This window comes from Acinetobacter sp. TR3, assembly GCF_027105055.1.
GTDB lineage: Bacteria > Pseudomonadota > Gammaproteobacteria > Pseudomonadales > Moraxellaceae > Acinetobacter.
In genome coordinates, this window is the sequence record NZ_CP114264.1 from 3,041,421 (window position 1) to 3,067,168 (window position 25,748).

Here is a 25,748-nt window from a genome sequence, read left to right on the forward strand (position 1 = left end):
TCAGATAAAGCGAAGAACGACACTTTATGTCGCAAAACTGTTCACTTGATCACCAGATAATAAAAATGGCACTCTAAAGTGCCATTTTGAATCGCTGTCTGTTATTTAAATTTCAATCTGACTCCCCAACTCCACAACACGGTTGGTTGGGATTTGGTAGAAATCGCTGACAGGGCTGGTATTCCGCTGCATCGAAATAAATAGTTTTTCACGCCACGGCGACATCCCATCACCCACTGTATGCACAATACGGTCACGTGAGATAAAGAAGCTTATCTGCATAAGATCGTATTCAAACTCTAATTCTTCATAGGCTTGAGTCAATGCTTTTGGCACATTTGGCTCATCTTTAAAACCATAGAAGATTTTAATGCGATAAAAATGCGCATTTAAAGTTTCGACACTGATTCGTTCTTCTTGAGGAACAAATGGAACATCCTCAATCACGACCGTTACTAAAATATTGCGCTCATGTAGTACTTTATTGTGCTTGATATTATGTAGCATCGCATGTGGAACAACATTCGGTGTACCCGTTAAGAATACAGCATCACCCGGTACTCGATGAACATTATCTCCAATACTTTTAACAAATAAATCGAGTGATAAGGTGTCATGCTCAAGCTTGGCAAACGTCAGTTCGCGCCCACGCTTCCACGTCATCAAGATCATAACCGCGACTGCACCGATCAATAACGGTACCCAACCACCTGAGAACATTTTTAATGATGCTGCTGCTACTAAAACCGACTCTAAAATAAAAAATGGAATAATCAAAAACATAACTTTTGGTAAACTCCATTTCCATGCATAGTATACAAAAACAGCAACCAAAATCGTGTCACATAACATGGTTAAAGTCACAGCCAAACCATAAGCACTCGCAAGATTTGAGCTGGTTTTAAAAATTAAAATTAAGATGACAATCGCGATCAGCAATAACCAATTCAGAAATGGTACATAAATTTGTCCTTCTTCAGAATCAGAAGTATGTTTAATGCCTAAACGTGGTAAATAACCCAATTGGATTGCTTGACGTGCTAATGAAAAAACCCCAGAAATAACAGCCTGTGATGCAATCACAGCTGCCATCGTTGCCAAGATAATCATTGGGTACAAAGCCCAACCTGGGACTAGTAAATAGAATGGATTTTCAATAGCCGAAGGGTTACGAAGTAACAGCGCACCTTGTCCAGCATAATTTAATACAAGGCAAGGCAAAACGACACTAAACCAACCGAAACGAATTGGACGCGGTCCAAAATGCCCCATATCTGCATATAAAGCTTCACCACCTGTGACCGTTAAAACAACAGCACCCATAATAAAAAATGCTTGTACAGGATGAGTGAAAATAAACTGAATTGCCCAATGAGGACTAACCATACCGAGTACGATTGGTGTTTGTACGACGCTAATGACACCCAAGATCCCCAATGACAAGAACCAGAGTAGCGTAATTGGTCCAAAGAATTTACCAACAAACGCTGTTCCGTGTTTTTGCATTAAAAATAATGTCGTTACAATCACAATTGCAATTGGCACAATAAACGGATCAAGTACATTGGTGGCAATTGATAGGCCTTCAACAGCGGAAAGTACTGAGATTGCAGGCGTAATAATACCGTCACCAAAAAATAGCGATGCCCCAACAAAACCAATCGCAATTAAATAAATCTTTTTACTGTCGGATATTTTTGCTTTGCGTAGATTCAAAGCAAGTAGAGCCATGATTCCACCTTCACCATTGTTATCCGCACGCATAACAATCGCGATGTATTTAATACTAATAATCAGCATTAAACACCAAAAAATAATCGACAAGATTCCTAATACATTTTCAGGTTGAATTCCTAAACCATGTGCAGCATGGAAAGATTCTTTCAAAGCGTACAGAGGACTGGTTCCAATGTCTCCAAACACCACCCCTAATGCTGCCAATGCAGTGGCAGGTAAGGCTGCTTTTTTTGCAGTACTTTGCATATATTGTCTTCAATATAGAACGTTATATTCTTTAATATTATCATTAGCCAAGAAGTTTTTCTGCAAATCTGTTCGACTACAACTTGGCAGTCTGCTTTTTTTTAGTTACTATCGCACACCTTGGTGAGGTGTCCGAGTGGCTTAAGGAGCACGCCTGGAAAGTGTGTATACGTTTGCGCGTATCGAGGGTTCGAATCCCTCTCTCACCGCCAAGATTATTTCAGACGACATCCGAAGATGTATGAAAAGCTTAAATCCAAAGGGTTTAAGCTTTTTTTATTGCCTTATGCTTTCCAAGAAATACTATTGAATCCTGAGATAGTTGGGGGTATAACTAGGAGTAAAATAATTTACCCCTATTTTTTTTACCCCCAAATTTCTACGGAAACTGCTGAAATGGTACAGATGGCGACATCAAAAGACATATATTTAAAAATCCAATTCAAATTTTTAAATGATTTTTGATCAAAAAATCATGAAATAAAAAGTCCCCATTCTTGATTTATCCTATTTGCTAAACCACCCTTTTTAATTTATACATTTCTTTATGCTTAGTTTATTTGTTTACGGTACGTTAGGACCAAATCGTCCCAACGCTCATATTATGGAAAAAATTGGTGGTACTTGGGCAGAAGCACATGTATTTGGCAAACTAAAAGAACAAGGTTGGGGTGCAGAACTCGGGTTTCCGGGGATTGTGTTGGATCAAAGCGAACATCAAGTCTCTGGCTTTGTCTTTTTCTCAGACAATTTAGAACAAAATTGGCAAGAACTCGATGAATTTGAAGGTGCAGGCTATCAACGCGTCCCTGTTAAAGCGTATTTAAGTACAGGTGAAGTGATTGATTCTTATGTATATGCACTAAATACTTAAATAAAAATGGATAAAAATCCCACAATCGAATTAAATCCACCTAATTGCTCATTTTTTCGCTTGTTTTTTTAAATAGATTCTGTAAAATTCTCGCCACGTTGCCGGCATAGCTCAGTTGGTAGAGCAACTGACTTGTAATCAGTAGGTCCACAGTTCGAATCCGTGTGCCGGCACCATCAAATTCAAAAAAGGCTTAATTTTAAAGATTAAGTCTTTTTTATTGTCTAATTTTTAACTGCGTTGACCTGAATATAACGTACTAAACCATCTTGATAGAGTTTTCTACATAACTTTGCTGTCACATCAATTTTTAATTGTGCTAAGTCAAAATCTTTCCTTTCTTTTCTCTTATTTTCAATATAGACAGCAAAACCATTTAAAACAGGTTTGGAAAAATCCTGAATTTCAATCTCGGTAAATCCTTTTTGTATAAGCTTTTGTGTCAGTTGTTGTTCATCCATTAAATTTTGCCAATTCACATCAGCACTTTTGAGCAAATAACGATATTGTTGCTTTTTTAAATTCGAACACTCTTGCCAAGCATCTGACCACATCAAATAATGAAATGCGATTCGACCTTTTGAATTCAAAACCAAAGATGTCGAATTGAGAAATGAATTCAAATCACTGTGATAAGCCGCATCAATACAGACAATCACATCAAATGAATTTAAAAAATGCTGTTGGTTTAAATTCAAAAAATTTTCACAGTAAATTTGAACTTGCGGGAGTTGTTTTTGAATTCGTTTGACGCAATCCGCTTGTAATTCAACTGCACTTAACTGTTCAATTTGATACTGTTTAAGCCAGTGCAATAGACTCGCACCTTGCCCACAACCAATATCTAAAACTTTATCGTCTTTTTTGAGTTGAACAGAAACAGCGATTTGATCAGCTAGACTTTGGCAAGCCTGTGGATAATCATGATGCTGGTCTTGCCAATAGCCTAAATTACTCCAAGCAAGTAGAGAATCATCTCCAAGACGTTTTGCATCTATTGCATATTTATGTCCGAAAACTTTCTCAATCAATCTTTGCTTGAAGTAAGCCATATTTAATAACCGAGTTCAGGTGCAACTGTAACTTTTGGTTTAAGCCCAACGAAAGGTAGTGGTGCGCCTAAGATTTCAGAAATATGCATTGCAGAAGTGACTGCTGACTCTAAAATTGGCAAACCATCACATGACCATGAACCGCAATAGAACACTTTACGATTTAAGTCTAAATGGCGTTGCTGGATTTGTTTATTCAACGCAACCGTTTCTGAATCAACAACCGCCCGCGTGAGATGTACTTTAGAAATAATTTTCTTAGGGTCAATATCAATTACAGGACACCATGTTTGGAATACGGCATTTTTTCCAACCAAGCTTGGTTCGATCGAATTAATCCACACGGTAAATTGCTGGCGACTAAAATTCCGATCCATCATATAACTTAATACAGCCCAATCTTTGCGGCGTTGTGGCATTACGATTGAATCGGTGTGAATAACCAAATCACCTTGTTCAAAACGGAACTTTTTCAATAGTGCGAGATCATCTGCAAATTGTGGTTGCTTCAAGAAATTTTCAATCACAGGCGTTGGTGTTGCGATCACGACTCGATCGAATAATTGGCTCTCACCTTGTCCATTTTCTACCAAAATTTTATCGCCTTGTTCCTCAACTTTATGAACAGGTGAACCACTATGGATTGTAATACCCTCAATTAAACGATTTACTAAAGCAGGTGTTCCACCTTTCATTCTTAATAAGGCTTCACCTTCTGTGAGTTGGCGAATAAATTCTAATAGGGGCTTGGCTGGCCACTCACCAATCGTTTTTGGATGACATGTACAAATCGTATAAAGAACGGGCATCACCGTCCCATGCCAAAACACTTCTTCAATATGATATTGATTCATGAATTCGGCTAAGGTGATGTCTTGATTCTCTGATTTGAAAAATTGATGTACGGCGGTTTTTAATTGCAACATGCCTTTGACTAAACGCCAACCATATTGCTGTATGCCTTTACGGTTATTAATAATTGGGAAATTACCAATACGGCTACGAGAAGTAGTCAACCAAGTATCTGTTTTATCTTCAAATAGCCAACTACAGGCCATAAATGTGCGTACTGGAAAAGTTTCTATGCCTAAGTAACTTGCTAGGCTTAGCGTATTTTTCCAAAGCTTGGGATTCATCACACGTAATGGCGCATCAATTATGCCACCATCAAAGTCAATACTGTGACTATCCATGCCTCGCCCTGCGAGTGCTTCGAATATTGTCACTTTATGCCCTGCATCATGTAGGATTCTGGCTGAGGCAAGTCCCGCCATTCCACTGCCGATTATTGCAATATCCAAAATTATGTCCCATCAGTTGATGATTTTTCTTGATTATGACTGATAGTTAACTTAAACACGGTATTAAAAAATACCAGATTCTGCATTTAAGCTAGACTTTTGTCTTAGCAACATCGGTCATTTCTTGTTACATTTTAGCATGATTTCTATTTTTCTCTTAACTTAATGATAATGTTCACTTATTCAAGGGTGGTAGACAGAACATTCTTTATTTCATCATTTTTACGATCTCAGGGGCTTTGCAAAGCTGAAATTTAGCGCTATTGTGATTAAACAATAATCAGAATCGAGTCACGTAACAAACTGTACAATAATAAGTGACCTAATATTAAAATAATCAATAGAGAGCCTTATAGCGAAAGCCCATAACTTTAAAGGAGTTATGGGCTTTCTTATATGTCTGTATATAAGGAAAATTGAGCTTTACATGCTGCCAAATTTGCCATGATTAAAATCATTGATCGCATCCATGATTTCAGCCTTATTGTTCATCACAAATGGCCCATAACCTTCAATCGGTTCATTCAAAGGTTGACCCGTTAAAATCAAGAATTTACTGTCTTGCTCAGCCTTGATCGTAAAATCAATTTCTTCACGGCTCAGTACAACCAAGCTTGGTGCTTCAATGTGTTGAGCATCATTTAAAATCACCTCACCAGAAAGTACCACCAACAATGTGGTATGTCCTTCGGTCACATAAAACGTGTGCGCTTGACCTACCACAATTTTACCATCCCAAACATTGACAGGGCTAAACGTGGTTGCTGCGCCCACTCTCTCTTGGTATTGCCCTGCGATGATACGTAACTCACTACCAACATCATCTAAGCTGATGCTTTGAATTTGAGCGGCTTCAATGGCTTGGTATTTTGCAGGCGTCATTTTCGAATGAGCTGGCAAATTCACCCATAATTGCACCATTTCAAATAAACCACCTTGATGCGCAAATTCAGGGGAATGAAATTCTTGGTGTAGGACTCCACCTCCAGCCGTCATCCATTGCACATCACCTGCTTTAATTGTGCCACCACCGCCACTTGAATCTTGATGTGTCACTTCGCCCTGATAAGCAATCGTCACTGTCTCAAAACCGCGATGCGGATGTGTACCCACCCCTTGTTGAGCAGTAGTCGGCTCAAAGCAGTAAGGTGCAGCATAATCTAGCAGTAGAAATGGGCTAATCATTTGTCCCAAACGATCATAGGAAAACAAGTTGTACACTGGGAAACCATCACCCACCCAATGCATATGTTTATTTTGATAGATCCCAAGAATTTTCTTCATTTTAGTTTCTCCTATTCAGGAAATTCTTTTCTTGGGATTCATTTTACGCTTCAGTGATTAGAGCTTATAGAAATGGATTGGCAACACATTATTCTATAAATAGGACAATTTATCGTTTATCGGTATTTGAAATTCATATTTTCATTCATCATCCTATTTTAAATATTGTTCATCTCATTTTTTGTACTGCTGATATCTGAATATTTTGATTAGCATCATTTAAAACAACACTTCAAACGACGTCATGATCAAGAACACTCCTGCTTATCGCAACTTGATGAACAGTGCGGCAAAATACCTCGAAAAGATAAACCACATCTACAGATTAGGAACGTTAATGCTATTCTAATTTTGCATAGTGATAGGACTCGCCCCACCTTGATTAATTCATTTGATGATTTTCATTATTTCTATCTCGTGGTTAAACACGGCGGTTTTAGTGCTGCCAGTGAAGCTGAAAATATCAGTAAATCTAAATTGAGCCGTCGTATTATTGAGCTTGAAACAAAGTTTAATCTCAGTCTCATTCAACGAACAACACGTCATTTTAAAGTGACCGCATTAGGGCAAGAGTTTTATGAAGAATGTTGTAAAGTGATTGCTCAAGTTGAATGTGCTGAAAATGTTTTATTAAAACAAAAAAGTGAACCACAAGGTCTGGTTAAAATCAGTTGTCCTCCCCTCATGATGCATTTTCAAATCAGAAAATTACTGAATCAATTTTTAAAAGATTATCCAAAAGTTGAAATTTCTTTAGAGCTGACTAGCCGTCGTGTTGACGTTTTACATGATGATATTGATATTGCAATACGTACCAGTTTTGAACCCAACGAAGATTCTAGTTTAATCATACGAGATGTGATTCAAACTGAACATTGTTTGGTCGCTGCACCTGAACTTTTACAGGGTAAACAAATCACACACTACTCTGAATTATCAGGTTATCCAAGTGTAGCTTTAGGAACTCAAAAAAACCAATATCATTGGCATTTATGCAATATAAATCATGATGAAACTGTTGATGTTGCCTATTCACCGAGGATTCGAAGCAATGATTTGGCAGGCGTTTATTATGCGGTTCGTGATGGTTTAGGTATCGCAGACCTGCCTTATTTAACCGTTCAGGCTGATATTCAAAAAGGGCACCTTATCCATATCCTGCCCGAATGAAAATCAAATCGGGGCACCGTCCAATTGGTATACGCATCCCGTAAAGGACAACGTCTTGTGGTTGAAAAATTGCTTGAAATGCTGATTGAAAATTTAAGACGTTTGCCTGAAAGTCATCACGGCTATAGCCCGACCTAACAAATAAAAAACGATCATGAATGGGCATGATCGTTTTTTATTAAACAGATTTGGGTGTTCAATTACCCAAGATTTACTCAGATAAATCCATACACAAGTACTTCATTTCGAGATATTCATCGATACCAAACTTAGAACCTTCACGACCTAGACCAGATTGTTTAACGCCGCCGAACGGCGCAACTTCATTTGAGATTGCTCCCGTGTTAATTCCAACCATGCCGTATTCAAGCGCTTCACCCACTCGCCATTGACGAGCTGCGCTTTGAGTAAACACATAAGCCGCCAAACCAAATTCAGTGTCATTTGCCATTGCCACTGCGTCATCTTCAGTTTTGAAACGGAATAACGGCGCAAGTGGGCCAAAGGTTTCCTCTTTCGACACTTTCATGTCTTGAGTAACATTGGTGAGTACTGTTGGTTCAAAGAAAGTACCACCTAATGCTGAACGCTGACCACCAATACGTACTGTCGCGCCTTTTGCAGTCGCATCAGCAATATGTGACTGAACTTTGGCAATTGCATCTTCATCAATCAATGGACCTTGGGTTGATGCTTCCTGACGACCATCACCGACTTGTAGCTTAGACACAGCTTCGACTAAACGATCTGCCAAAGCATCATAAATACCATCTTGTACATAAATTCGATTCGCACAGACACAAGTCTGACCACTATTGCGATATTTGCTCGCCATAATGCCCTGAACGGCTTGATCGAGATTGGCATCATCAAACACCAACACAGGTGCATTACCACCCAATTCGAGCGATAGTTTCTTAATGGTTGGCGCACATTGCTGCATTAAAATGCGCCCCACTTGGGTTGAACCTGTAAAGCTTAACTTACGTACAATATCGCTCTCGCACAGTGTTTTGCCAACTTCAATCGCATCACCACTGATATTTAACAAGATATCAGCAGGCAAACCTGCTTTTAGAGCCAACACTTCCAGTGCGTATGCAGTTAAAGGTGTTTGTTCAGCTGGTTTGACCAACATCGAACAACCCGCAGCAATTGCTGGTGCAGCTTTGCGTGTGATCATCGCCGCAGGGAAATTCCACGGCGTTATTGCAGCAGTTACCCCAATTGCTTGTTTAATCACAAGCAAACGTTGATTTGGCAATGTTGGTGTTAATACCTCACCATCAATACGACGAGCTTGTTCTGCAAACCAACGAATGAATGAAGCGGCATAACCAATCTCACCACGGGCTTCAGCCAACGGTTTACCTTGCTCGGCAGTTAAAATCTGAGCGAGATTTTCTTTATGCTCAAGCATCAATTGATACCATGCCAACAGCACATCAGCACGAACTAAAGCGGTTTGCTTTTTCCATGCAGCTTGCGCTTGGGCTGAACGATGAATAGCGGCTTCAACACCAGCACGATCATAACTTTTCACCCATGCCAGTGTTTCACCTGTCGCAGCATCTTTCACTTCGATATCGTTATGCGCAGCTGGTGCAGCTAGTGAAATATCGGGGTGCTGTAATAAATACTGCAAATTGTTTTGAATCATGCAGATTGCTCCACTGCTTGTGCACTGTCTGCTGTTAATGCTGCAAAACCTTGTTTTAAAATATCAAGACCTTGACGGAATTGCTCAGCAGGAATGGTTAACGGATATAGGAAACGAATGACATTACCGTATTTACCACAAGTGAGAATCAATAAACCATGTTCCATAGCAAAACTTTGTACAGCTTTTGCTTGTTCAGCTGTTTCTAGCTCGGCAGCGACCATCGAACCCAAAGCACGAATTTGAGTAACAACTTCACTGGAAGTATCTTGGATTTCTTTTAAAACAGTAACCAACTCTGCACCCAGCTCGTTGGCACGCTCACACAAGTTTTCTTCTTCAATTGCATCAATTACCGCATGCGCAGCAGCAACCGCGATTGGGCTACCTGCATAGGTACCTCCTAAACCGCCTGGATTTGGCGCATCCATCACTTCCGCACGCCCCACTACACCAGAGATCGGGAAGCCACCACCCAAGCTTTTCGCCATCGTGATCAGATCAACCTTGGTTTCATAATGATCCATGGCGAATAATTGACCTGTACGGGCAAAACCAGACTGCACTTCATCTGCGATCAATAAAATACCATGCTTATCACACAGCGCACGTAAGCGTTTTAAAAACTCAACAGGTACAATGTTGAAACCACCTTCACCTTGTACAGGTTCAAGTACAATTGCCGCAACATCATGTGGCGCAATATCTTCGCTAAAAATATCTTCAACGCTATCAATCGCTGCTGCAACCGAGATGCCTTTTTCTGGCACTGGATAACGTGCATGGAATACGCCTGCTGGCATTACACCAAAATCACGTTTGTAGGGTGCCGTTTTACCTGTCATTGCCATCGTCATAAATGAGCGACCATGGAAACCGTTACCAAAAGTAATGATGCCGTGACGACCTGTATATGAACGTGCAATCTTCACTGCATTTTCAACTGCTTCTGCACCTGTGGTGAAAAATGCTGTTTTGGCTGCACCTTCAATTGGTGCACGCTGATTGATACGTTCAGCCAAAGCCACATAACTTTCATAAGGTGTCACTTGATAAGCCGTATGGGTAAATTTCGTCAGTTGCTCTGTTACCGCAGCGATCACTTTCGGATGACGATGCCCTGTATTGAGTACTGCAATACCACCTGCAAAATCGATATATTGCTTGCCTTCCTTGTCCCAAATGGTTGCATTTTCGGCTTTTTCTGCATACCACTGACACATCACACCTACGCCACGTGGGGTTGCTTGCTGTTTACGAACATTAAGTGCAGAATGTTGAGTGTCCATTTTATTCCCTCATATTTCATCATCAGTTACAGCTTTAGTCTTACATCCTAAGGGTCGATTTTTAGGATGCGATACAATGACTGCCTATAGCTGTAATTTCGCTCGTCTGAAGGCAAGTGACGAGAGCCATTTTTAAAGTCTAGGAGAGAGCCAATTGCGTAGTTTACTTGGAGATCATTTGCTACAAAGACTCCAACAAGACACTGAGGGAAAACTACATCAGCGCCTTTTTCGCTGTTTACGCGCTGCCATTATTGATGGCGTGGTTCAACCGATGACACGGTTGCCTGCTTCGCGGGATTTGGCCAGCGAAATTCACGTCTCACGAAATACCGTTTTAACGGCGTATGAACAATTACAAGCTGAAGGTTATTTAGAAGCGCGGACAGGGCATGGCACATGGGTGGCAGAAAAACTGCCTGAGAGTTTCTTAAATACCAAGAATAAAAAGAAAGCTCCTGAGCTGACAAAAGTTCAAAGCTCATACGTGCTATCACAACGCGGCTCAAACTTATTGGGTTATGCTGCTGCATCACCGCATCAATGGGGAGCCTTTGTACCTGGTGCACCTGATGTAACCGAATTCCCTCATCATATTTTTAGTCGTATACAAGCGCGTTTAAGTCGCGAACCTGATGTCAATCGACTTATTTATAGTAATGCAGGTGGCTGCATTGAACTACGTAGTGCCTTGGCTGATTATTTACGTGTTGCTCGTTCAGTGCAATGTGATGCAGACCAAATCATTATTACTGAGGGCATTCATCAAGCGATTGATTTAGTATCTCGCGCACTCAGCGATATTGGTGATCACGTTTGGATTGAAGATCCGGCTTATTGGGGAATGCGGAACACGTTGCGAATTAATGGCGTACACATTCAACCCATGCCCGTAGATGCGGAAGGTATTATTCCTGAACAACAGCCCAAACAGCCCCCTAAATTAATTTTTGTGACCCCATCTCACCAATATCCATTGGGTTCACATTTAAGTTTAGATCGACGTAGACAACTCATCCAGATTGCACGTCAGCACAATAGCTGGATTGTGGAAGATGATTATGACAGTGAATTTCGTTTTTCAGGTCAGCCTTATCCTTCACTACAAGGCTTAGAGAGCAATGCACCTGTGCTCTACATGGGTACTTTTAGCAAAACGATTTATCCATCCTTACGCATTGGTTATTTAGTTGTACCTAAACCTCTGTTCTCCCCTTTACGTATCGTTGCCGCTGAACTTTATCGTGGTGGACATTTGCTCGAGCAAAAAGCGCTCGCTGAATTTATTCGTGAAGGTCATTACGAAGCACATATTCGACGTATGCGCTTACTGTATGGCAAACGTCGGGATTATTTGGTCAGCTTAATTCAACGTTATCTTGGATCTGAGTTTATTCATGAATACGATGAGGCGGCCGGTTTACATTTAGTTTTAAAATTACCAGATCATTGTGATGATGTTGCTATCGCGGCAACTGCACTGGAACGTGGCGTCAAAGTACGTCCACTTTCTCAATACTTTATGCAATCGCATGCACATGCCCAACGCGGTTTGCTCATGGGCTTTGCTTGTGTCAATGAAAAAGATATGGTGATGGCATTTGGTGTGTTATTACAATGCTTACGAGAAGCGAAAGTTCCCACACTCAATTAATCATCAATCAACTCTAAATCTTAAATAAAAAAGAGCCTCTATAATAAAGAGGCTCTTTTATTTTCAAAAATTAAACTAATTTTTCTTCATGTATTTGGCTTAAGTGAGAGGCTCGACGCTCTTCTCCCCAACGCAATTTTTGCGAGACAAAACCAAAGAATACGATAATCCCAAACAGTGCTGTAGTGTAGATGACTTCTTTGAAATAAGTGCCTTCAATCAACATGGTGAGAATTGCACCGATGATCGCAAAGATCACCAAATAAGTTATATAAGGGAACAACCACATTTTAAACTCAATAGGCGTGCCTTCTGCTTCAAGCTTTTTACGCATACGCAGCTGAGAATATGCAATGGTCAAATACACATACAGTGTTGCTGCACCTGTAGTTAACATGAAAAAGTCGTAGACATTCATACTTTCCGTAGCCGTTAAAATCACAGCAACCACTGAGAAAAAGCACGACACAATCACCCCAACCCAAGGGCTGCTCTTACTATTTACCGAACCAAAACTTTTCGGTGCATCACCGCGTTTTGACAATGAAAATAACATACGAGAACAAGTATACAATGCTGAGTTAAAACAGCTACATACTGAAGTTAAAACCACGAAGTTAACGATATGACGCGCTTCTGGAATACCCAGTGCATTTAAGGTCACACTATAGGTTCCCCAAGTTGAGTCTTTTAATAATTCGTTATTATGTGGAATCAAACAAACAGCAACAAACATTGAACCGACGTAAAACAGTACAATCCGCCACACCACTGAGTTAGAGGCTTTACGAATTTCTTTAGAAGGATTTTCAGACTCTGCCGCCGCGACCGTGACAATCTCCGCCCCGATATAAGCAAACATGACTCCAAGTAACGCCGTAATCACGGATGATGCACCATTGGGCATAAAGCCTTGCGCAGTTAAATTACTGACACCAGAAGCAGATACATCTCCCCATGGCCATAAGTGCATGATGGCTAAACTACCGATCACAAGGAATATCACAATCGCAATCACTTTAATGAGTGCAAACCAAAATTCAAACTCACCATAATTTTTTACGTTTTGTAAATTTACAGCGACTAATCCAACAATCACCAGCACCATGTAGGCCCAAATGGGAATAAACGGAAACCAGCTATTTAAAATTTTTCCAGCCACATAGGCTTCCCATCCCATCAGCATTGCTAAGGTACACCAATATAACCAACCGATGGAAAAACCTGCCCAACGACCAATCGCACGATCGGCATAAGTTGAAAATGAACCACTGTCAGGATTTAAAACCGCCATTTCACCTAACATGCGCATAATGAACCAAACCAGTAAACCACCTAAAGCATAAGTGAGAAACACCACTGGTCCTGTGTTGTAAATAATGCTGCCTGAACCGACGAATAAAGAACCACCGATCACACCTGCAATTGAAATCATGGTGAGATGGCGTGATTGAAGTCCATGTTTTAAATTTTGGGAGAGATTGGCTTCAGAACCATGTTGATGTGCTGCCATATCATTTTCCTTAACCTATGAAGATATAAACAACTCAAGACTTCAAATGCTCGATATTGTTTGAATATCTCCTAAAAATTTTGTCACTCAATCCATCTCTCATCATGAAAGAAATATAGCTCAAGCGACGCTTCCGTATGCATACTTCCTATAGCTTTAATTTGTCGTTTTGGCTCTGAAGAAACGAGAGCCATTTTTATAATAAAAGAGAGAGCCAATTGAAAAAAATATGCACAAAAATGGAGAACTTTACTTTTAAAAGAAAACTCCATATTTAAAAATTCTGTATTTATTATTTGTTGAATAAAATACAAATCAAACACTTAAATAAAAACTATGATTTATTTTTTACTCATTCATTGAAAGGTTCTTGCAGACTGCGACCCAATTTTTTTTCTAGAAACCATTAAAAAAGCCCCATCTTAATTTTAAGACAGGGCTTTTTTATAGCCTAAACCAACCAACTAAATATTGTACAAGTTAGAACGGTAAATCATCATCTAAATCAGCAGGAGCAGTCACAGGCTGAGGTGCTGATTTTGGTGTATTAAAACCATTTCCTGCTTGTGGACTACCAGCATAATTACCTTGATTACCGCCAGCAAAACCTCCGCCCTGACCATAACCATTTTGGTTGTTGTTATAACCCGTATTTTGGTAACCACCACCTTGGTTATTGTTGTTATTAAAACGTGGTTGATTAAAGTCACCGCCGCCTTGTTCGCTTTGTTGACGCGTATCTAACATTTGCATTTGATCGCCACGAATTTCAGTACTGTAACGCTCTTGACCGTTTTGATCTGTCCATTGACGAGTACGTAATGAACCTTCGATATAAACTTTTGAACCTTTACGCAAATATTGCTGTGCAATTTCGCCTAAACGGTTGTGTAACACAATACGATGCCATTCTGTTTGTTCTTTACGCTCGCCTGTATTCTTATCTGTCCAAGACTCACTTGTTGCAATCGAAAATTGAGTCAGGGATCCACCATTTGGAAAAGTTTTGGTTTCAGGATCTTTACCCAAAGTACCTACTAAAATAACTTTATTCACACCACGCATTAGCTGTCTTCATCCTATATATTTCTATGTTTTACTTTATAAGAGTTATGTTTAAATGGCTACCTCTTTGCCAATCAAGTGCGTTAAATCTTGTCGTCCAGCATCATCTATACACTGTTTATCGACTTTAATATAAGCAACTTGTTGTTCAGGCATCACCACGACTTCTTCAATACCACGAATTGCCAACAATTTTGAAGTCCATTCATCCGTTTGTGTCATTTGAGGTAGAGGCAACACAATTGAAGACAAATATCGAGGTTGAGCCAGCCCAAAACTGACCAACAACCAAAGTATAGCAATCCCAGAGAGGACACTCCAGCCAAGTGCAGTATTCTGTAACATCAGAAGCTGTCCACCCAAAGTACCACCAAAAAAAGCACCTAAGAATTGGCTACTGGCATTTATTCCCATCGCAGTTGCTTTAGATTGAATAGGTGCAACTTTCGATAACCAAGATGGCAATAACGCTTCCATGACATTGAAGGCGATAAAGAAAATACCAAGCCCTGCGAGCAATACATATTTCGATTCATAACCAAAAATAAGAATCAGTAAACCCACAATAATTCCAGCAATTGCTGACAAGAAAATACCACGCATTTTGCGATATTTTTCAGCAATAATAATACTTGGGAAAGCAAAGAACAGACTCAGCACCAATAATGGCAAATAAATCAAACCATGTTTTGCCAGTGGAATTTGTGCATATTCAATCAACTGAGAAGGAATATAAATAAACATTGCCGTGAGCAATAAGTGCAGAGAAAAAACAGAGACATGTAAGCGATTCAAATCGCCCATTTGAATGACTTGTTTCAACTGTGATAAATAACCTTGTTGGAAATTGCGATGATGTCGTGTGACTTTAGGCACGAGCAATAACATCAAGATCGCAGCCAATCCCATAATCGTTGTCACGAAAAATAGTCCAGAAATACCGACCAAGCTAGTGAGCCAAGGCCCTAAACTAAATGCCACTACGAAAGACAAGCCAATACTCATCCCCATCGCTGCCATGGCTTTGGTCCGCTGTTCTTCACGAGTCACATCAGCCAGTAAAGCCATGACTACGGCTGAAACTGCACCTGCACCTGCAATCGCACGACCAATAATCACACCATAAATTGTGTCAGATAAACCTGCTATCGCACCACCAATCGCAAATAAGAGTAAACCCAGTACAACCAATGGTTTACGACTAAAACGATCAGCCAACAAGCTAAACGGAATCTGCAAAATTGCTTGTGTTAAACCATAGACCCCTACAGCTAAACCAATGAGGGCAGGCGTGGCATATTGATAAGATTGTCCTGCCACTGAAAAGACAGGAATAATCATGAACAAACCCAACATGCGTAAGGCAAAAATGCTGCTTAAGGCAAAAGTTGAACGGCGTTCTAAAGCATTCATTATTGATAAGACACTATAACTGGCTTAGCGAATTATAAGCGATTCGCTTAACAAGGTTGTAAGTAGATTATGAAAAACACAATCTTTAGGAGAAAAAATAAAGGAGCAAATCGTGCTCCTTTATTTAAAATATACCACTTAGCTGAAAATAAGCTTAAGAAGCTTGCTGTTCTCGCTTGCTATATTGAATAGATGCGATCACAGCCCAAACGATAAAGGCAACCCCGATCAGGCCTGTTACAACTTCAGGTACATGTAAACCTGTACCACTTGCGATCATAATGAATGCCAAAGCACCAATTGCATAGTGCGCGCCATGCTCAAGGAAAATATAAGCATCCAACGTGCCTTTTTCCACCAAATAAATTGTCATTGAACGGACAAACATTGCGCCAATCGCAAGGCCTAACATGATAATGACAACATCACTGGTAATCGCGAATGCACCGATCACACCATCAAAACTGAACGATGCATCTAAGACTTCAAGATATAAAAAACCACCAAATCCAGCTTTCACGACACCTGAAGCAGCCCCATTTGCATCATGCGTAACCGCATTACCATTTTCATCAATCTCTGGCTCACCACCCAATAAGTGACTGAGAACTTGCACGCCAATATAGACCACAATGCCCCAAATACCTGCCATTGTCACCGCTAAGCGAATAGATTCGTCAACATTGGCTGCCATAATAATCATGGCAATCAAGGCAAGGAAAACTGACATCGCCGGTACACTGGCTAAATTTGCCAATTTTGCTTCTAACCACTTAAACCAATGTGTTTCTTTACCATCATCGAAGAAGAAATTTAAGAATACGAGCAATAAGAATGTGCCACCAAACGCTGAAATTTCAGCATGATGTGCCATTAAGCGTTCTGAATAGCTCTTTGGATCGTTCAATGCCATTTTAGCGACTTCGACCATCCCCATATCTGCTGTAACTGCAACGATGACTACAGGGAAAATCAAACGCATACCAAATACAGCGATCAAGATACCCACCGTTAAGAAAATCATTTTCCAGAAATGATCCCAATTACGTAATACTGAAGCATTTACCACAGCATTATCAAAAGATAGCGAAACTTCCATTACTGCCAAGATCGCAGTAATCGTCAATGCTTTAAGCATCGTAGCTACGCCTGCTTCAGGACCATGCGTGTAGCCCCAATAGGCAGATAGTGCTAAGCACACTACCGTAAAGAATATAGAAAAACGAAAATGCTTCATGAACAGCCTTTTATGTGAAATCGTTGGGTGATAAAAATGCGCCTATTGTAGGTGAGTTTGCACTAGAAAATAAAAAAGATTGTTAGACTTATTTTGAGAAAAAGCGATCGAGATAAAGACTCTGCTATAGTTTTATCATTCTTCAATTTATAAGCTGTTCATAGGTTCAAATACATGACTTTTTCCCAAGATGTTTGGCAACGTAATCAAGATTTATATCAAAAAATATTAGCACTGCCATTTAATCAAGAACTGGCTAACGGGACTTTAGATCGTAAAGCTTTTTGTCATTATGTGATTCAAGATGCACACTATTTACTGGCTTATGGTCGTGCACTTGCTGTAGCTGCGGCAAAAGCCTATGAAGCAGATGATGTAATTCAATTTTCCGAAGCAGCAAAAATTGCGATTATTGTAGAACGTAGCCTGCATAGTGATTTTATGCAGGAGTTTGACGTCAGCAAGGAGGAGTTTGAAAATACACCTTTGACGCTAGCTTGCCATCATTACACCTCTTTCCTAACCGCAACGGCTTGGTCAGAAAGTTATCCTGTGATTTTGGCAGCATTGCTGCCTTGTTTTTGGATTTATGCTGAGGTTGGTAAAGACATCGTGAACCAATCTGTCCCGAATAATCCATACCAAGCATGGATTGATACCTATGCAGGTGAAGAATTTAATACGGCAGTGCGCAATGTGATTGCAACTGTAGATAAAGTGGCAGCACGTTGTGATCAAGACACTTTGGCTAAAATGCATGCTGCATACACTATGGGTGCAAAACTGGAATGGTTATTTTGGGATAGCGCTTATCAGCAACGTCAATGGTTAGGTTTAGACCAAGCTTAATCGCTTATCTAATCTTTATTTACATTTTTCATAGACATAAAAAAGCCCCTCATGGGGGCTTAGTCGTATATCGTATTGTCCGATATACTGTATGAGGCTCATCTCAAACTGGTTGCATTAAAACATAAACTAGCTGAAGTGAATACCTTTATTGCTTAAAAAAAGTGAACCGCGATTAAAGCAAGCAATGCAGGTACAGATTGGATATAAATAATTTTTTTGCTCGCCGTCAAACCACCATAAATACCAGCCACTAACACACAACCTAAAAAGAAATTCGCCAATGCGATTGCATAGGTTTCAGGGGCAATTAACGACCAAAATAAGCCTGCTGCAAGAAAACCATTATAAAGACCTTGGTTCTGCGCCAAAACTTTGGTGAGCTGAGCTTTTTCAGGGGTATTCGCAAATGCTTTTAATCCTGCTGGTTTATCCCATAAAAACATTTCCAGTACTAAAATATAAACATGTAAGACAGCAATCAAGCCGATGAGCAGTTGTCCAATCATATAATTTTCCTTTTTATTTTATGACTCAATTTAAGTAGACCAGCCTCACGACTGGTCATCTGTTTTCCAAATTAAGGCTTTAACAACACTTTTCCCTGCCGTGCACCCTGAGTTGCTTTGAGTGCAGCCGTTTTAATCTCATCAAAACTAAAAACACCTTCCACAGGTAAAACTAGTTTCTTTTGTGTCGCAAGCGTTAATAACTCAACAAATAATGCCTTTTTACGCTCTGCTGGCATTTCTTTATTCACGACACTTGCCCAAAACCCTTTCACCGTGGCCTGTTTGAAAATCAAATCACCCGATGAAATCTGCATGGTTTCGCCCGTCATACTGCCAAATGAAACCAATACACTATTTTCACTCAGTAGATTCAGCATTTCACCACTGGCCGTTCCACCAATTGAGTCCACGCCTGCAATCAATGGTTGATCAGCATGAATCGCTTTGACTTGTTGCTTCCAATCCGCTTGATCCGTGGCAACTATATGTTGAATGCCTAAAGCCTGCATTTCGGCAATTGCATCGGTCCGACGCACGAGATTAATCACTTGCAAACCACGCGCCTGAGCAATCATCGCTACAGTTTTACCCACCGCACCATTGGCTGTGTTTTGAATTAGCCATTGACCTGTTTGAACATTCACAAAGTCGAGTAACATCAAGGCACTAATCGGCATCCCGATCAATTGCGCTGCTGTTGCATCGTCAATCGCATCATTTAAAGGAATAATACTTTGTGCAGGCGCAATAAAATATTCTGCCCAACTGCCATGTACACCAGCAACAGCAATACGTTGTCCTAATTTGCTTTGATCAACACCTTCACCTATAGCATCGACGATACCTACCGCTTCACTACCACCAATTGCAGGTAAAGTTGGCTTATAGCCATAACTACCACGCACCGTCCACACATCGTGATTATGCATAGGAGACATAATCGTTTTAATGCGGACTTCACCCGCTTTAGGCTCAGGTTTCGGCATATCACCGAATTCTAAAACATCTACAGGTTCGCCAAATTGTTGATGGATAATACTTTGCATGATTTATTCCTGTATTGGTTGTAACAGCTGTTTGGTGGTTTCTAAAGCGAGATGCAATGGTGCTTTGTCTTGTGCCAATTTGGTCATCAAAGCTGCACCTAACCAAAGCTGATACATCACTTGAGCTGTTTTTAAAGGGTCTAAATGGGTTGGAATCGAACCTTGCTGTTGCCCTTCTTTGAGCAATAAAGCCACGCTTTGCGTCAGTCGATGCACACCTAAGTTGAGAATCTGACGCATGTCTTCTGATAAATCAGAAACCTCTGCCGCGAGTTTCACAATTAAGCAATTCTCTGCCCAACTGCCATAAATCGGGTCATCAATCCATGCCTGCCACAAAGCCATTAAACGTGCATAGGCACTTTGTTCAGTGTGCTGCCAAAGCTGCTCAACTCGTACTTTATAGTCAGCCATATACTGTTCTAATAAGGCACAACCGAATGCCTCTTTAGACGCAAAATAGTGGTAGAACGAACCTTTTGGCACGTCACAAGCTTTTAAAATTTCCTGTAAGCCAACGCCCACAAAACCTTTACGCAATACCAATTCAAAACTGGTATCCAAAATGTGTTGTCGAGTTGCTTCACTCTTGATTGATCGTTTCATAAGCACACTATAAATCAATAATAGACCAGTCGTCTAGTTAAGTTATGTATTTTTATTTACCTACAGCTTTACAGTAGTAAAATGAGAAAAGGAATGATAAAAATACAACTCGGTTTGAGACTGATCATGTTTGAAAAAGTGGTCTGACCGTCACAATTTGTCGTTTTAAATATTTTTATACCACTTGAACAATTTTAAGGCGCTATCATATAACACCCATTCAACAGCAAAATGCTGCTCAGAAATTATTTTAAATTGATTAGTACTGAGCTTTCTTTCAATACATTCAACTTAAATAATGAATGATCTATGAGATTGCTGTTCAATGTATTTTGATCTTCTATTTGCATATTACTGAGATGTTTTCATGAGCCAAAGTCATATCCGTATTCGAGGCGCACGTACCCATAATTTAAAGAATGTGTCACTCGATATTCCACGTGACAAATTTGTGGTGATCACAGGGCTTTCAGGTTCAGGAAAATCATCACTTGCATTTGACACTTTATATGCTGAAGGTCAGCGTCGCTATGTCGAATCACTTTCAGCTTATGCACGCCAATTCCTTTCGCAAATGGAAAAACCTGAAGTTGATTCGATTGAAGGTTTATCGCCTGCGATTGCGATTGAGCAAAAATCAACCAGCCATAATCCGCGCTCAACTGTCGGTACTATTACTGAAATCTATGACTATTTGCGTTTACTTTACGCACGTGTAGGAACACCCTACTGTCCTGAACATGATCTACCGATGGTGGCACAAACCATTTCAGAAATGGTTGATGCGGTAAAAGGACTGGAAGAAGGTACTGCCCTGATGCTACTTGCACCTGTGGTGCGCGAGCGTAAGGGTGAATACACACAACTATTTGAACAACTCCAAGGACAAGGTTTTGTCCGTGCTCGTGTCGATGGTGAAATCATTGATATTGATACGCCACCTGAATTAGACAAAAAGAAAAAACACACCATTGAAGTGGTGGTCGATCGCTTTAAAGTCCGTGATGACCTCGGCAATCGTATAGCAGAATCTTTTGAAACTGCCTTACGCCTAGGTAGTGATATTGCTGTGTTATCATGGATGAATGGCGAACATCCTGAACGTGTGTTCTCGGCAAAGCATTCATGTCCTGAATGTGACCGTGCCGTAGCTGAACTTGAACCACGTCTGTTCTCATTTAATAATCCATTTGGTGCTTGCCCTGTCTGTGATGGTTTGGGAACTCGTAGTCATTTCAGCGCAGAAAAACTGATTCCAAATCCAGAAGTTTCGATCAGCCAAGGGGCGATTCGTGGTTGGGACAGACAACGCCCGTATTACTACACCATGCTGCAAAAAGTAGCAGATCATTTCAATATTGATCTCGATCAGCCTTGGAATACACTCGATAAAGACACCCAAAAGAAATTTTTACAAGGCACGGGCAAAGAGAAAATCGACCTCAGTTATATTGATGAACGTGGTCGTAAACACAGTCGTGTACAAGCCTTTGAAGGAATCTTGCCGCATTTAGAACGTCGCTACCGCGAAACAGAATCGAATTATGTGCGTGATGATCTCGCACAATATTTGTCTAATGCAGCCTGTGATGCCTGTGACGGTTCACGTCTGAATGAAATTTCACGCCATGTTCGGGTGAAAGACAAGACCATCGCACAAATTACCAAGATGTCGATTGGTGATGCTGAAAACTACTATCAGGACCTCAATCTTGAAGGTGCCAAAGGTGAAATTGCCGATAAAATCTTTAAAGAGATTCGTGAGCGTTTACATTTCTTGGTCAGTGTCGGTTTAAATTATCTCAGTCTCGCTCGTTCGGCAGAAACTTTGTCAGGCGGTGAAGCTCAGCGTATTCGTCTCGCTTCGCAAATCGGTGCAGGTTTGATGGGCGTGATGTATGTACTGGATGAACCCTCGATTGGTTTGCATCAACGTGATAATGATCGCTTATTACAAACATTGATTCGCTTACGCGATCTCGGAAATACCGTACTTGTGGTTGAGCATGATGAAGATGCGATTCGTGCTGCGGATCATATTATTGATATTGGTCCTGGTGCAGGTATTCACGGTGGTGCAATTATTGCTGAAGGCACTTATGATGAGCTGGCAAGCCATGCTGATTCCCTTACAGGTCAATACCTCTCAGGCAAATTGAAGATTGAAGTACCGAAACAACGTACTCAATCACCTCGTCCAGATGAAGTCATTAAATTGTCTGGCGCAAGCGGACACAACTTACAAAATGTCGATCTCACCATTCCTCTCGGCATTATGACCTGTGTGACTGGGGTTTCAGGTTCAGGAAAATCAACGCTGATTAACCGTACCTTATTGCCTTTGGCTGCGACTCAACTCAATGGTGCAACAACGCTGACCGCAGAAAAGTTTGATTCGATTGATGGTTTACAGCACCTCGATAAAGTGGTTGATATTGACCAAAGTCCGATTGGTCGTACCCCACGTTCAAATCCTGCTACGTATACAGGCTTATTTACCCCAATTCGGGAATTGTTTGCGCAAACGCCTGAAGCCAAAGCACGTGGTTATAGTGCAGGTCGTTTCTCGTTTAACGTGAAGGGCGGACGCTGTGAAGCTTGTGAAGGCGACGGTATGATCAAGGTGGCAATGCACTTCCTGCCTGATATGTATGTGCCTTGTGATGCTTGTCATGGCAAACGTTATAACCGTGAAACTTTAGAAGTAGGTTATAAAGGCAAGAACATTTCAGACGTGTTAGAAATGACTGTTGAAGATGCGGCTGAATTCTTTAGTGCCATTCCTGTGATTCACCGCCGTTTAGATACCTTAATGCAAGTGGGTCTGGGTTATATTCGTTTAGGTCAAGCCGCAACGACTCTATCAGGTGGTGAGGCACAACGGGTGAAATTAGCGCGTGAGTTAGCAAAACGAGATACAGGTAAAACCTTGTATATCTTGGATGAGCCAACCACAGGTTTACATTTCCATGATATCGCCAAATTACTCGATATTTTGTATGAGCTACGCAATAAAGGGAATACCATTGTGGTGATTGAGCATAATTTGGATGTGATCAAAACTGCCGATTGGGTAATTGACCTTGGTCCTGAAGGTGGTTCTGGTGGTGGTCAAATCATTGCCGAAGGTACACCTGAACAAGTCGCTGAAGTTGAGATTTCACATACAGGGCTTTTCTTAAAGCCGATGTTGAAATAAATCAAGCTGATTTTCTAATACTGGCGTGAATTTAAGCGGTTTTATTTTATCCAACTTAAATTTACGCCAGCTTCCTAAATCTTCAACTCTTGGTAACTCAAGCCTATCAAATAAAGAAGGTTGAATTTTTTGAAGCTTTTCTGCACGTTTTAAACACCTCCTCAGCCACGAGTAAGACATTTTTAAATATGCGGCAATATTCAAATAAGTATACTTCAACAATATGGGTTTTAAGCTTTCAAATAATTGGACATAAGCTAGAATCATGGAAAAACTATTTTCTTTAATTTGCTGTGCTTGTTTCCTTTGTTGTAATTGTCGATCGACTTGATCAAGCATCCGTTGCAATGGCTCAGTGGATACTGGCGATGTGATCCTAGCCAAAATAATGGACAGCATGTCCCTCTAAAGATAACGTAACTTCAATCTTTGGAGATCCAAGAAATGGCTAAACGTTTTAGTCCGGAATTTAAACAGCAAGCAATTGATCATGCACTTTCAAACTCCCACGAGCCTATAGCTGCAATCGCCCATAAATTAGGTGTGGGTTATTCAACCTTAGATAAATGGATTCGTGAAGCCAATCCAGTAGGTTCAAGCAAACGTCAACTTTCTCCTGAACAACAGCGGATCTTGGAATTAGAAAAAGAAGTCAAACAGCTCAAGGAAGCCAATGACATCTTAAAAAAAGCGCATGTGTACTTTCTGACAGATCATGCCAGAAAAGTACACGGTAATTCAAGATATGGATATAAATGAAGTCACTGTGTCTTCTGTCTGTAAATGCCTAGATGTCAGCACTTCAGGCTATTATGCCTGGCGAAAACGCCAGACCAATACAGCGCAGAAATACAATGATTTAAAAGTTGTATATTGGCAGCATCATGCGCGCTTGGGTGCACCGTCATTGGTACATGACATGCGTGATTTAGGTTATCGCATGAGCGAACGTACCGTTGGAAGGATGCTAAAAAAGCTTGGTTTACGTAGTAGGATTGCACGTAAATACAAGCATACGACTGATTCAAACCATCGTTTGTCTACAGCATCAAATTTGTTGGATCGCCAATTTACAGTTACTCAGCCTAATAAAGTTTGGACAACGGATATTACCTATATCCGAACTAAAGAAGGCTGGCTGTATTTATGTGTGATGCTAGATCTATTCAGCCGTCGTATTGTGGGTTGGCAAACCAGCCATCGAATAGACCGCCAATTGGTGTGTGATGCATTTAATTATGCAATGGCGCGTCAGGGTTATCCAACGGGTGTCATGGTGCATTCGGATCAAGGTAGTCAGTACTGTAGTCGTGATTTTAGGGCGCTATTATTGACGAATAACTGTATTCAAAGCATGTCTAGACGAGGAAACTGTTGGGACAATGCAGTGACCGAAAGCTTCTTCCATACCCTGAAGGGGCATGTAGTACATGGCAGTGTATTTTCTACGAGAAAAGAGGCAAATGCTATCTTGTTTGAGTATATTGAAGTTTACTACAATCGAATCAGAAGGCATTCTGCAAATGGCTGGTTAAGTCCAGAAGCCTTTGAACAGAAATATTTCAAGAATTTAGAGGGATCGGTTGTCCACGATACTGTCTAGGATCAATGATATTCCTAGAAGGATTGGATTAATTGCTTCATCTGGATCATTTCTAGAACTTTGATCAAAACTTGAAGCATATTTAAATATCCGATCAGCCCCATGAACAAAGTGATTCCACATTTTATGTTCTAGTTCATTCCAATGCTCTAGACTTGATAAATCAAATTCCCCTACCCATTTCTCTATCACAAATAGAAAAGCTTCTTGAGCAACATCGCTTGCTTCACATTGTTTAGATGCCCTAGCGATCTTTTGCCATTCTTTATAATGATCTAGTGAATAGATAAGCTCAAATAACTTATTTTGGTCTTTTGGCAACACAGACAAGACTCTATTTTAATATGTTTCGTAGGCTAACAATCGCAAATTTAAATTTGATGACTAGATTCTCATCTTAATGAGCAAAATACTTACCAATCTAGCCCTCCAGAGGGT

The 25,748-nt window shown here is 40.4% G+C and carries 19 protein-coding genes, 2 tRNA genes and 2 pseudogenes; 8 read left to right on the forward strand and 15 right to left on the reverse strand.

Annotated elements, in window-relative coordinates; translation table 11 throughout:
* Window positions 1-105: 105 nt before the first annotated feature.
* Window positions 106-1,983: a potassium transporter Kup gene (locus O1449_RS14615; RefSeq protein ID WP_269238674.1), complete on the reverse strand. Its 1,878-nt coding sequence runs from the start codon at window positions 1,981-1,983 to the stop codon at window positions 106-108.
* 122 nt (window positions 1,984-2,105) lie between these two features.
* On the opposite strand from O1449_RS14615, the gene O1449_RS14620 reads away from it, so the two are divergent.
* The 3 genes from O1449_RS14620 (at window position 2,106) to O1449_RS14630 (ending at window position 3,033) form a co-directional block, all read left to right on the forward strand.
* Window positions 2,106-2,195 (forward strand) — tRNA-Ser (locus tag O1449_RS14620).
* A gap of 335 nt (window positions 2,196-2,530) precedes the next feature.
* On the forward strand, window positions 2,531-2,857 hold the full coding sequence (locus O1449_RS14625; protein ID WP_269238675.1) for a gamma-glutamylcyclotransferase family protein: 327 nt from the start codon (window positions 2,531-2,533) through the stop codon (window positions 2,855-2,857).
* Between the two features lie 100 nt (window positions 2,858-2,957).
* Window positions 2,958-3,033, forward strand: a tRNA-Thr gene (locus tag O1449_RS14630).
* A gap of 48 nt (window positions 3,034-3,081) precedes the next feature.
* Here the strand turns inward: O1449_RS14630 and O1449_RS14635 are convergent.
* The 3 genes from O1449_RS14635 to O1449_RS14645 form a co-directional block, all read right to left on the reverse strand.
* Window positions 3,082-3,909 (reverse strand): SAM-dependent methyltransferase, encoded by an 828-nt coding sequence (locus O1449_RS14635; protein ID WP_269238676.1) that lies wholly within the window; start codon window positions 3,907-3,909, stop codon window positions 3,082-3,084.
* 2 nt (window positions 3,910-3,911) lie between these two features.
* Complete coding sequence (locus tag O1449_RS14640; protein ID WP_269238677.1) at window positions 3,912-5,210, reverse strand: FAD-dependent oxidoreductase; 1,299 nt, start codon at window positions 5,208-5,210, stop codon at window positions 3,912-3,914.
* A gap of 423 nt (window positions 5,211-5,633) precedes the next feature.
* Window positions 5,634-6,494: a pirin family protein gene (locus tag O1449_RS14645; protein ID WP_269238678.1), complete on the reverse strand. Its 861-nt coding sequence runs from the start codon at window positions 6,492-6,494 to the stop codon at window positions 5,634-5,636.
* Window positions 6,495-6,836: 342 nt separating this feature from the next.
* Here O1449_RS14645 and O1449_RS14650 point away from each other — a divergent pair.
* A pseudogene (locus O1449_RS14650) lies at window positions 6,837-7,802 on the forward strand (LysR substrate-binding domain-containing protein).
* 73 nt (window positions 7,803-7,875) lie between these two features.
* Here O1449_RS14650 and O1449_RS14655 read toward each other — a convergent pair.
* Window positions 7,876-9,324 carry an NAD-dependent succinate-semialdehyde dehydrogenase gene (locus O1449_RS14655; RefSeq protein WP_269229381.1) on the reverse strand — a complete coding sequence of 483 codons (1,449 nt, stop codon included), beginning with the start codon at window positions 9,322-9,324 and terminating at the stop codon, window positions 7,876-7,878.
* Window positions 9,321-10,613, reverse strand: coding sequence for a 4-aminobutyrate--2-oxoglutarate transaminase (gene gabT / locus O1449_RS14660; RefSeq protein WP_269238679.1), 1,293 nt, complete (start codon window positions 10,611-10,613; stop codon window positions 9,321-9,323). Before gabT ends, O1449_RS14655 begins: the two co-directional genes overlap by 4 nt.
* 154 nt (window positions 10,614-10,767) lie before the next feature.
* Here gabT and pdxR point away from each other — a divergent pair, with 154 nt between their 5' ends.
* Window positions 10,768-12,267, forward strand: a complete 1,500-nt coding sequence (pdxR, locus tag O1449_RS14665) for a MocR-like pyridoxine biosynthesis transcription factor PdxR (RefSeq protein WP_269229379.1) — start codon at window positions 10,768-10,770, stop codon at window positions 12,265-12,267.
* A gap of 70 nt (window positions 12,268-12,337) precedes the next feature.
* Here pdxR and O1449_RS14670 read toward each other — a convergent pair whose 3' ends face one another.
* The 4 genes from O1449_RS14670 to O1449_RS14685 all read right to left on the reverse strand — a co-directional run bounded on the left by O1449_RS14670 (window position 12,338) and on the right by O1449_RS14685 (window position 17,495).
* Complete coding sequence (locus tag O1449_RS14670; RefSeq protein ID WP_269229378.1) at window positions 12,338-13,780, reverse strand: amino acid permease; 1,443 nt, start codon at window positions 13,778-13,780, stop codon at window positions 12,338-12,340.
* Window positions 13,781-14,260: 480 nt separating this feature from the next.
* Window positions 14,261-14,845: a single-stranded DNA-binding protein gene (gene ssb / locus O1449_RS14675; protein ID WP_269238680.1), complete on the reverse strand. Its 585-nt coding sequence runs from the start codon at window positions 14,843-14,845 to the stop codon at window positions 14,261-14,263.
* A 51-nt stretch (window positions 14,846-14,896) separates the two neighbouring features.
* Window positions 14,897-16,261 carry an MFS transporter gene (locus O1449_RS14680; protein WP_034602552.1) on the reverse strand — a complete coding sequence of 455 codons (1,365 nt, stop codon included), beginning with the start codon at window positions 16,259-16,261 and terminating at the stop codon, window positions 14,897-14,899.
* Between the two features lie 151 nt (window positions 16,262-16,412).
* On the reverse strand, window positions 16,413-17,495 hold the full coding sequence (locus O1449_RS14685; RefSeq protein ID WP_269229377.1) for a DUF475 domain-containing protein: 1,083 nt from the start codon (window positions 17,493-17,495) through the stop codon (window positions 16,413-16,415).
* 174 nt (window positions 17,496-17,669) lie between these two features.
* Between O1449_RS14685 and tenA the strand changes: the two genes are divergently transcribed.
* Window positions 17,670-18,344 carry a thiaminase II gene (tenA, locus tag O1449_RS14690; RefSeq protein ID WP_269238681.1) on the forward strand — a complete coding sequence of 225 codons (675 nt, stop codon included), beginning with the start codon at window positions 17,670-17,672 and terminating at the stop codon, window positions 18,342-18,344.
* 155 nt (window positions 18,345-18,499) lie between these two features.
* On the opposite strand, the gene O1449_RS14695 is transcribed toward tenA, so the two are convergent.
* The 3 genes from O1449_RS14695 to O1449_RS14705 form a co-directional block, all read right to left on the reverse strand.
* Window positions 18,500-18,853 (reverse strand): DUF1304 domain-containing protein, encoded by a 354-nt coding sequence (locus O1449_RS14695; RefSeq protein WP_269229375.1) that lies wholly within the window; start codon window positions 18,851-18,853, stop codon window positions 18,500-18,502.
* 71 nt (window positions 18,854-18,924) lie between these two features.
* On the reverse strand, window positions 18,925-19,902 hold the full coding sequence (locus O1449_RS14700; RefSeq protein ID WP_269238682.1) for a zinc-binding dehydrogenase: 978 nt from the start codon (window positions 19,900-19,902) through the stop codon (window positions 18,925-18,927).
* 3 nt (window positions 19,903-19,905) lie between these two features.
* Window positions 19,906-20,508 (reverse strand): TetR/AcrR family transcriptional regulator, encoded by a 603-nt coding sequence (locus tag O1449_RS14705; protein WP_269229373.1) that lies wholly within the window; start codon window positions 20,506-20,508, stop codon window positions 19,906-19,908.
* A 367-nt stretch (window positions 20,509-20,875) separates the two neighbouring features.
* Here O1449_RS14705 and uvrA point away from each other — a divergent pair, with 367 nt between their 5' ends.
* Window positions 20,876-23,707, forward strand: coding sequence for an excinuclease ABC subunit UvrA (uvrA, locus tag O1449_RS14710; protein ID WP_269238683.1), 2,832 nt, complete (start codon window positions 20,876-20,878; stop codon window positions 23,705-23,707).
* Here the strand turns inward: uvrA and O1449_RS14715 are convergent.
* On the reverse strand, window positions 23,687-24,046 hold the full coding sequence (locus O1449_RS14715) for a hypothetical protein (RefSeq protein WP_331276176.1): 360 nt from the start codon (window positions 24,044-24,046) through the stop codon (window positions 23,687-23,689). The two genes, uvrA and O1449_RS14715, sit on opposite strands and share 21 nt — an antisense overlap.
* A gap of 105 nt (window positions 24,047-24,151) precedes the next feature.
* On the opposite strand from O1449_RS14715, the pseudogene O1449_RS14720 reads away from it, so the two are divergent.
* Window positions 24,152-25,310, forward strand: a pseudogene (locus O1449_RS14720) (IS3 family transposase).
* Here O1449_RS14720 and O1449_RS14725 read toward each other — a convergent pair.
* Entirely contained in the window at window positions 25,278-25,634 is a 357-nt protein-coding gene (locus O1449_RS14725; protein ID WP_269238684.1) for a hypothetical protein, read from the reverse strand. The pseudogene O1449_RS14720 and the gene O1449_RS14725 overlap by 33 nt on opposite strands.
* Window positions 25,635-25,748 lie beyond the last annotated feature (114 nt).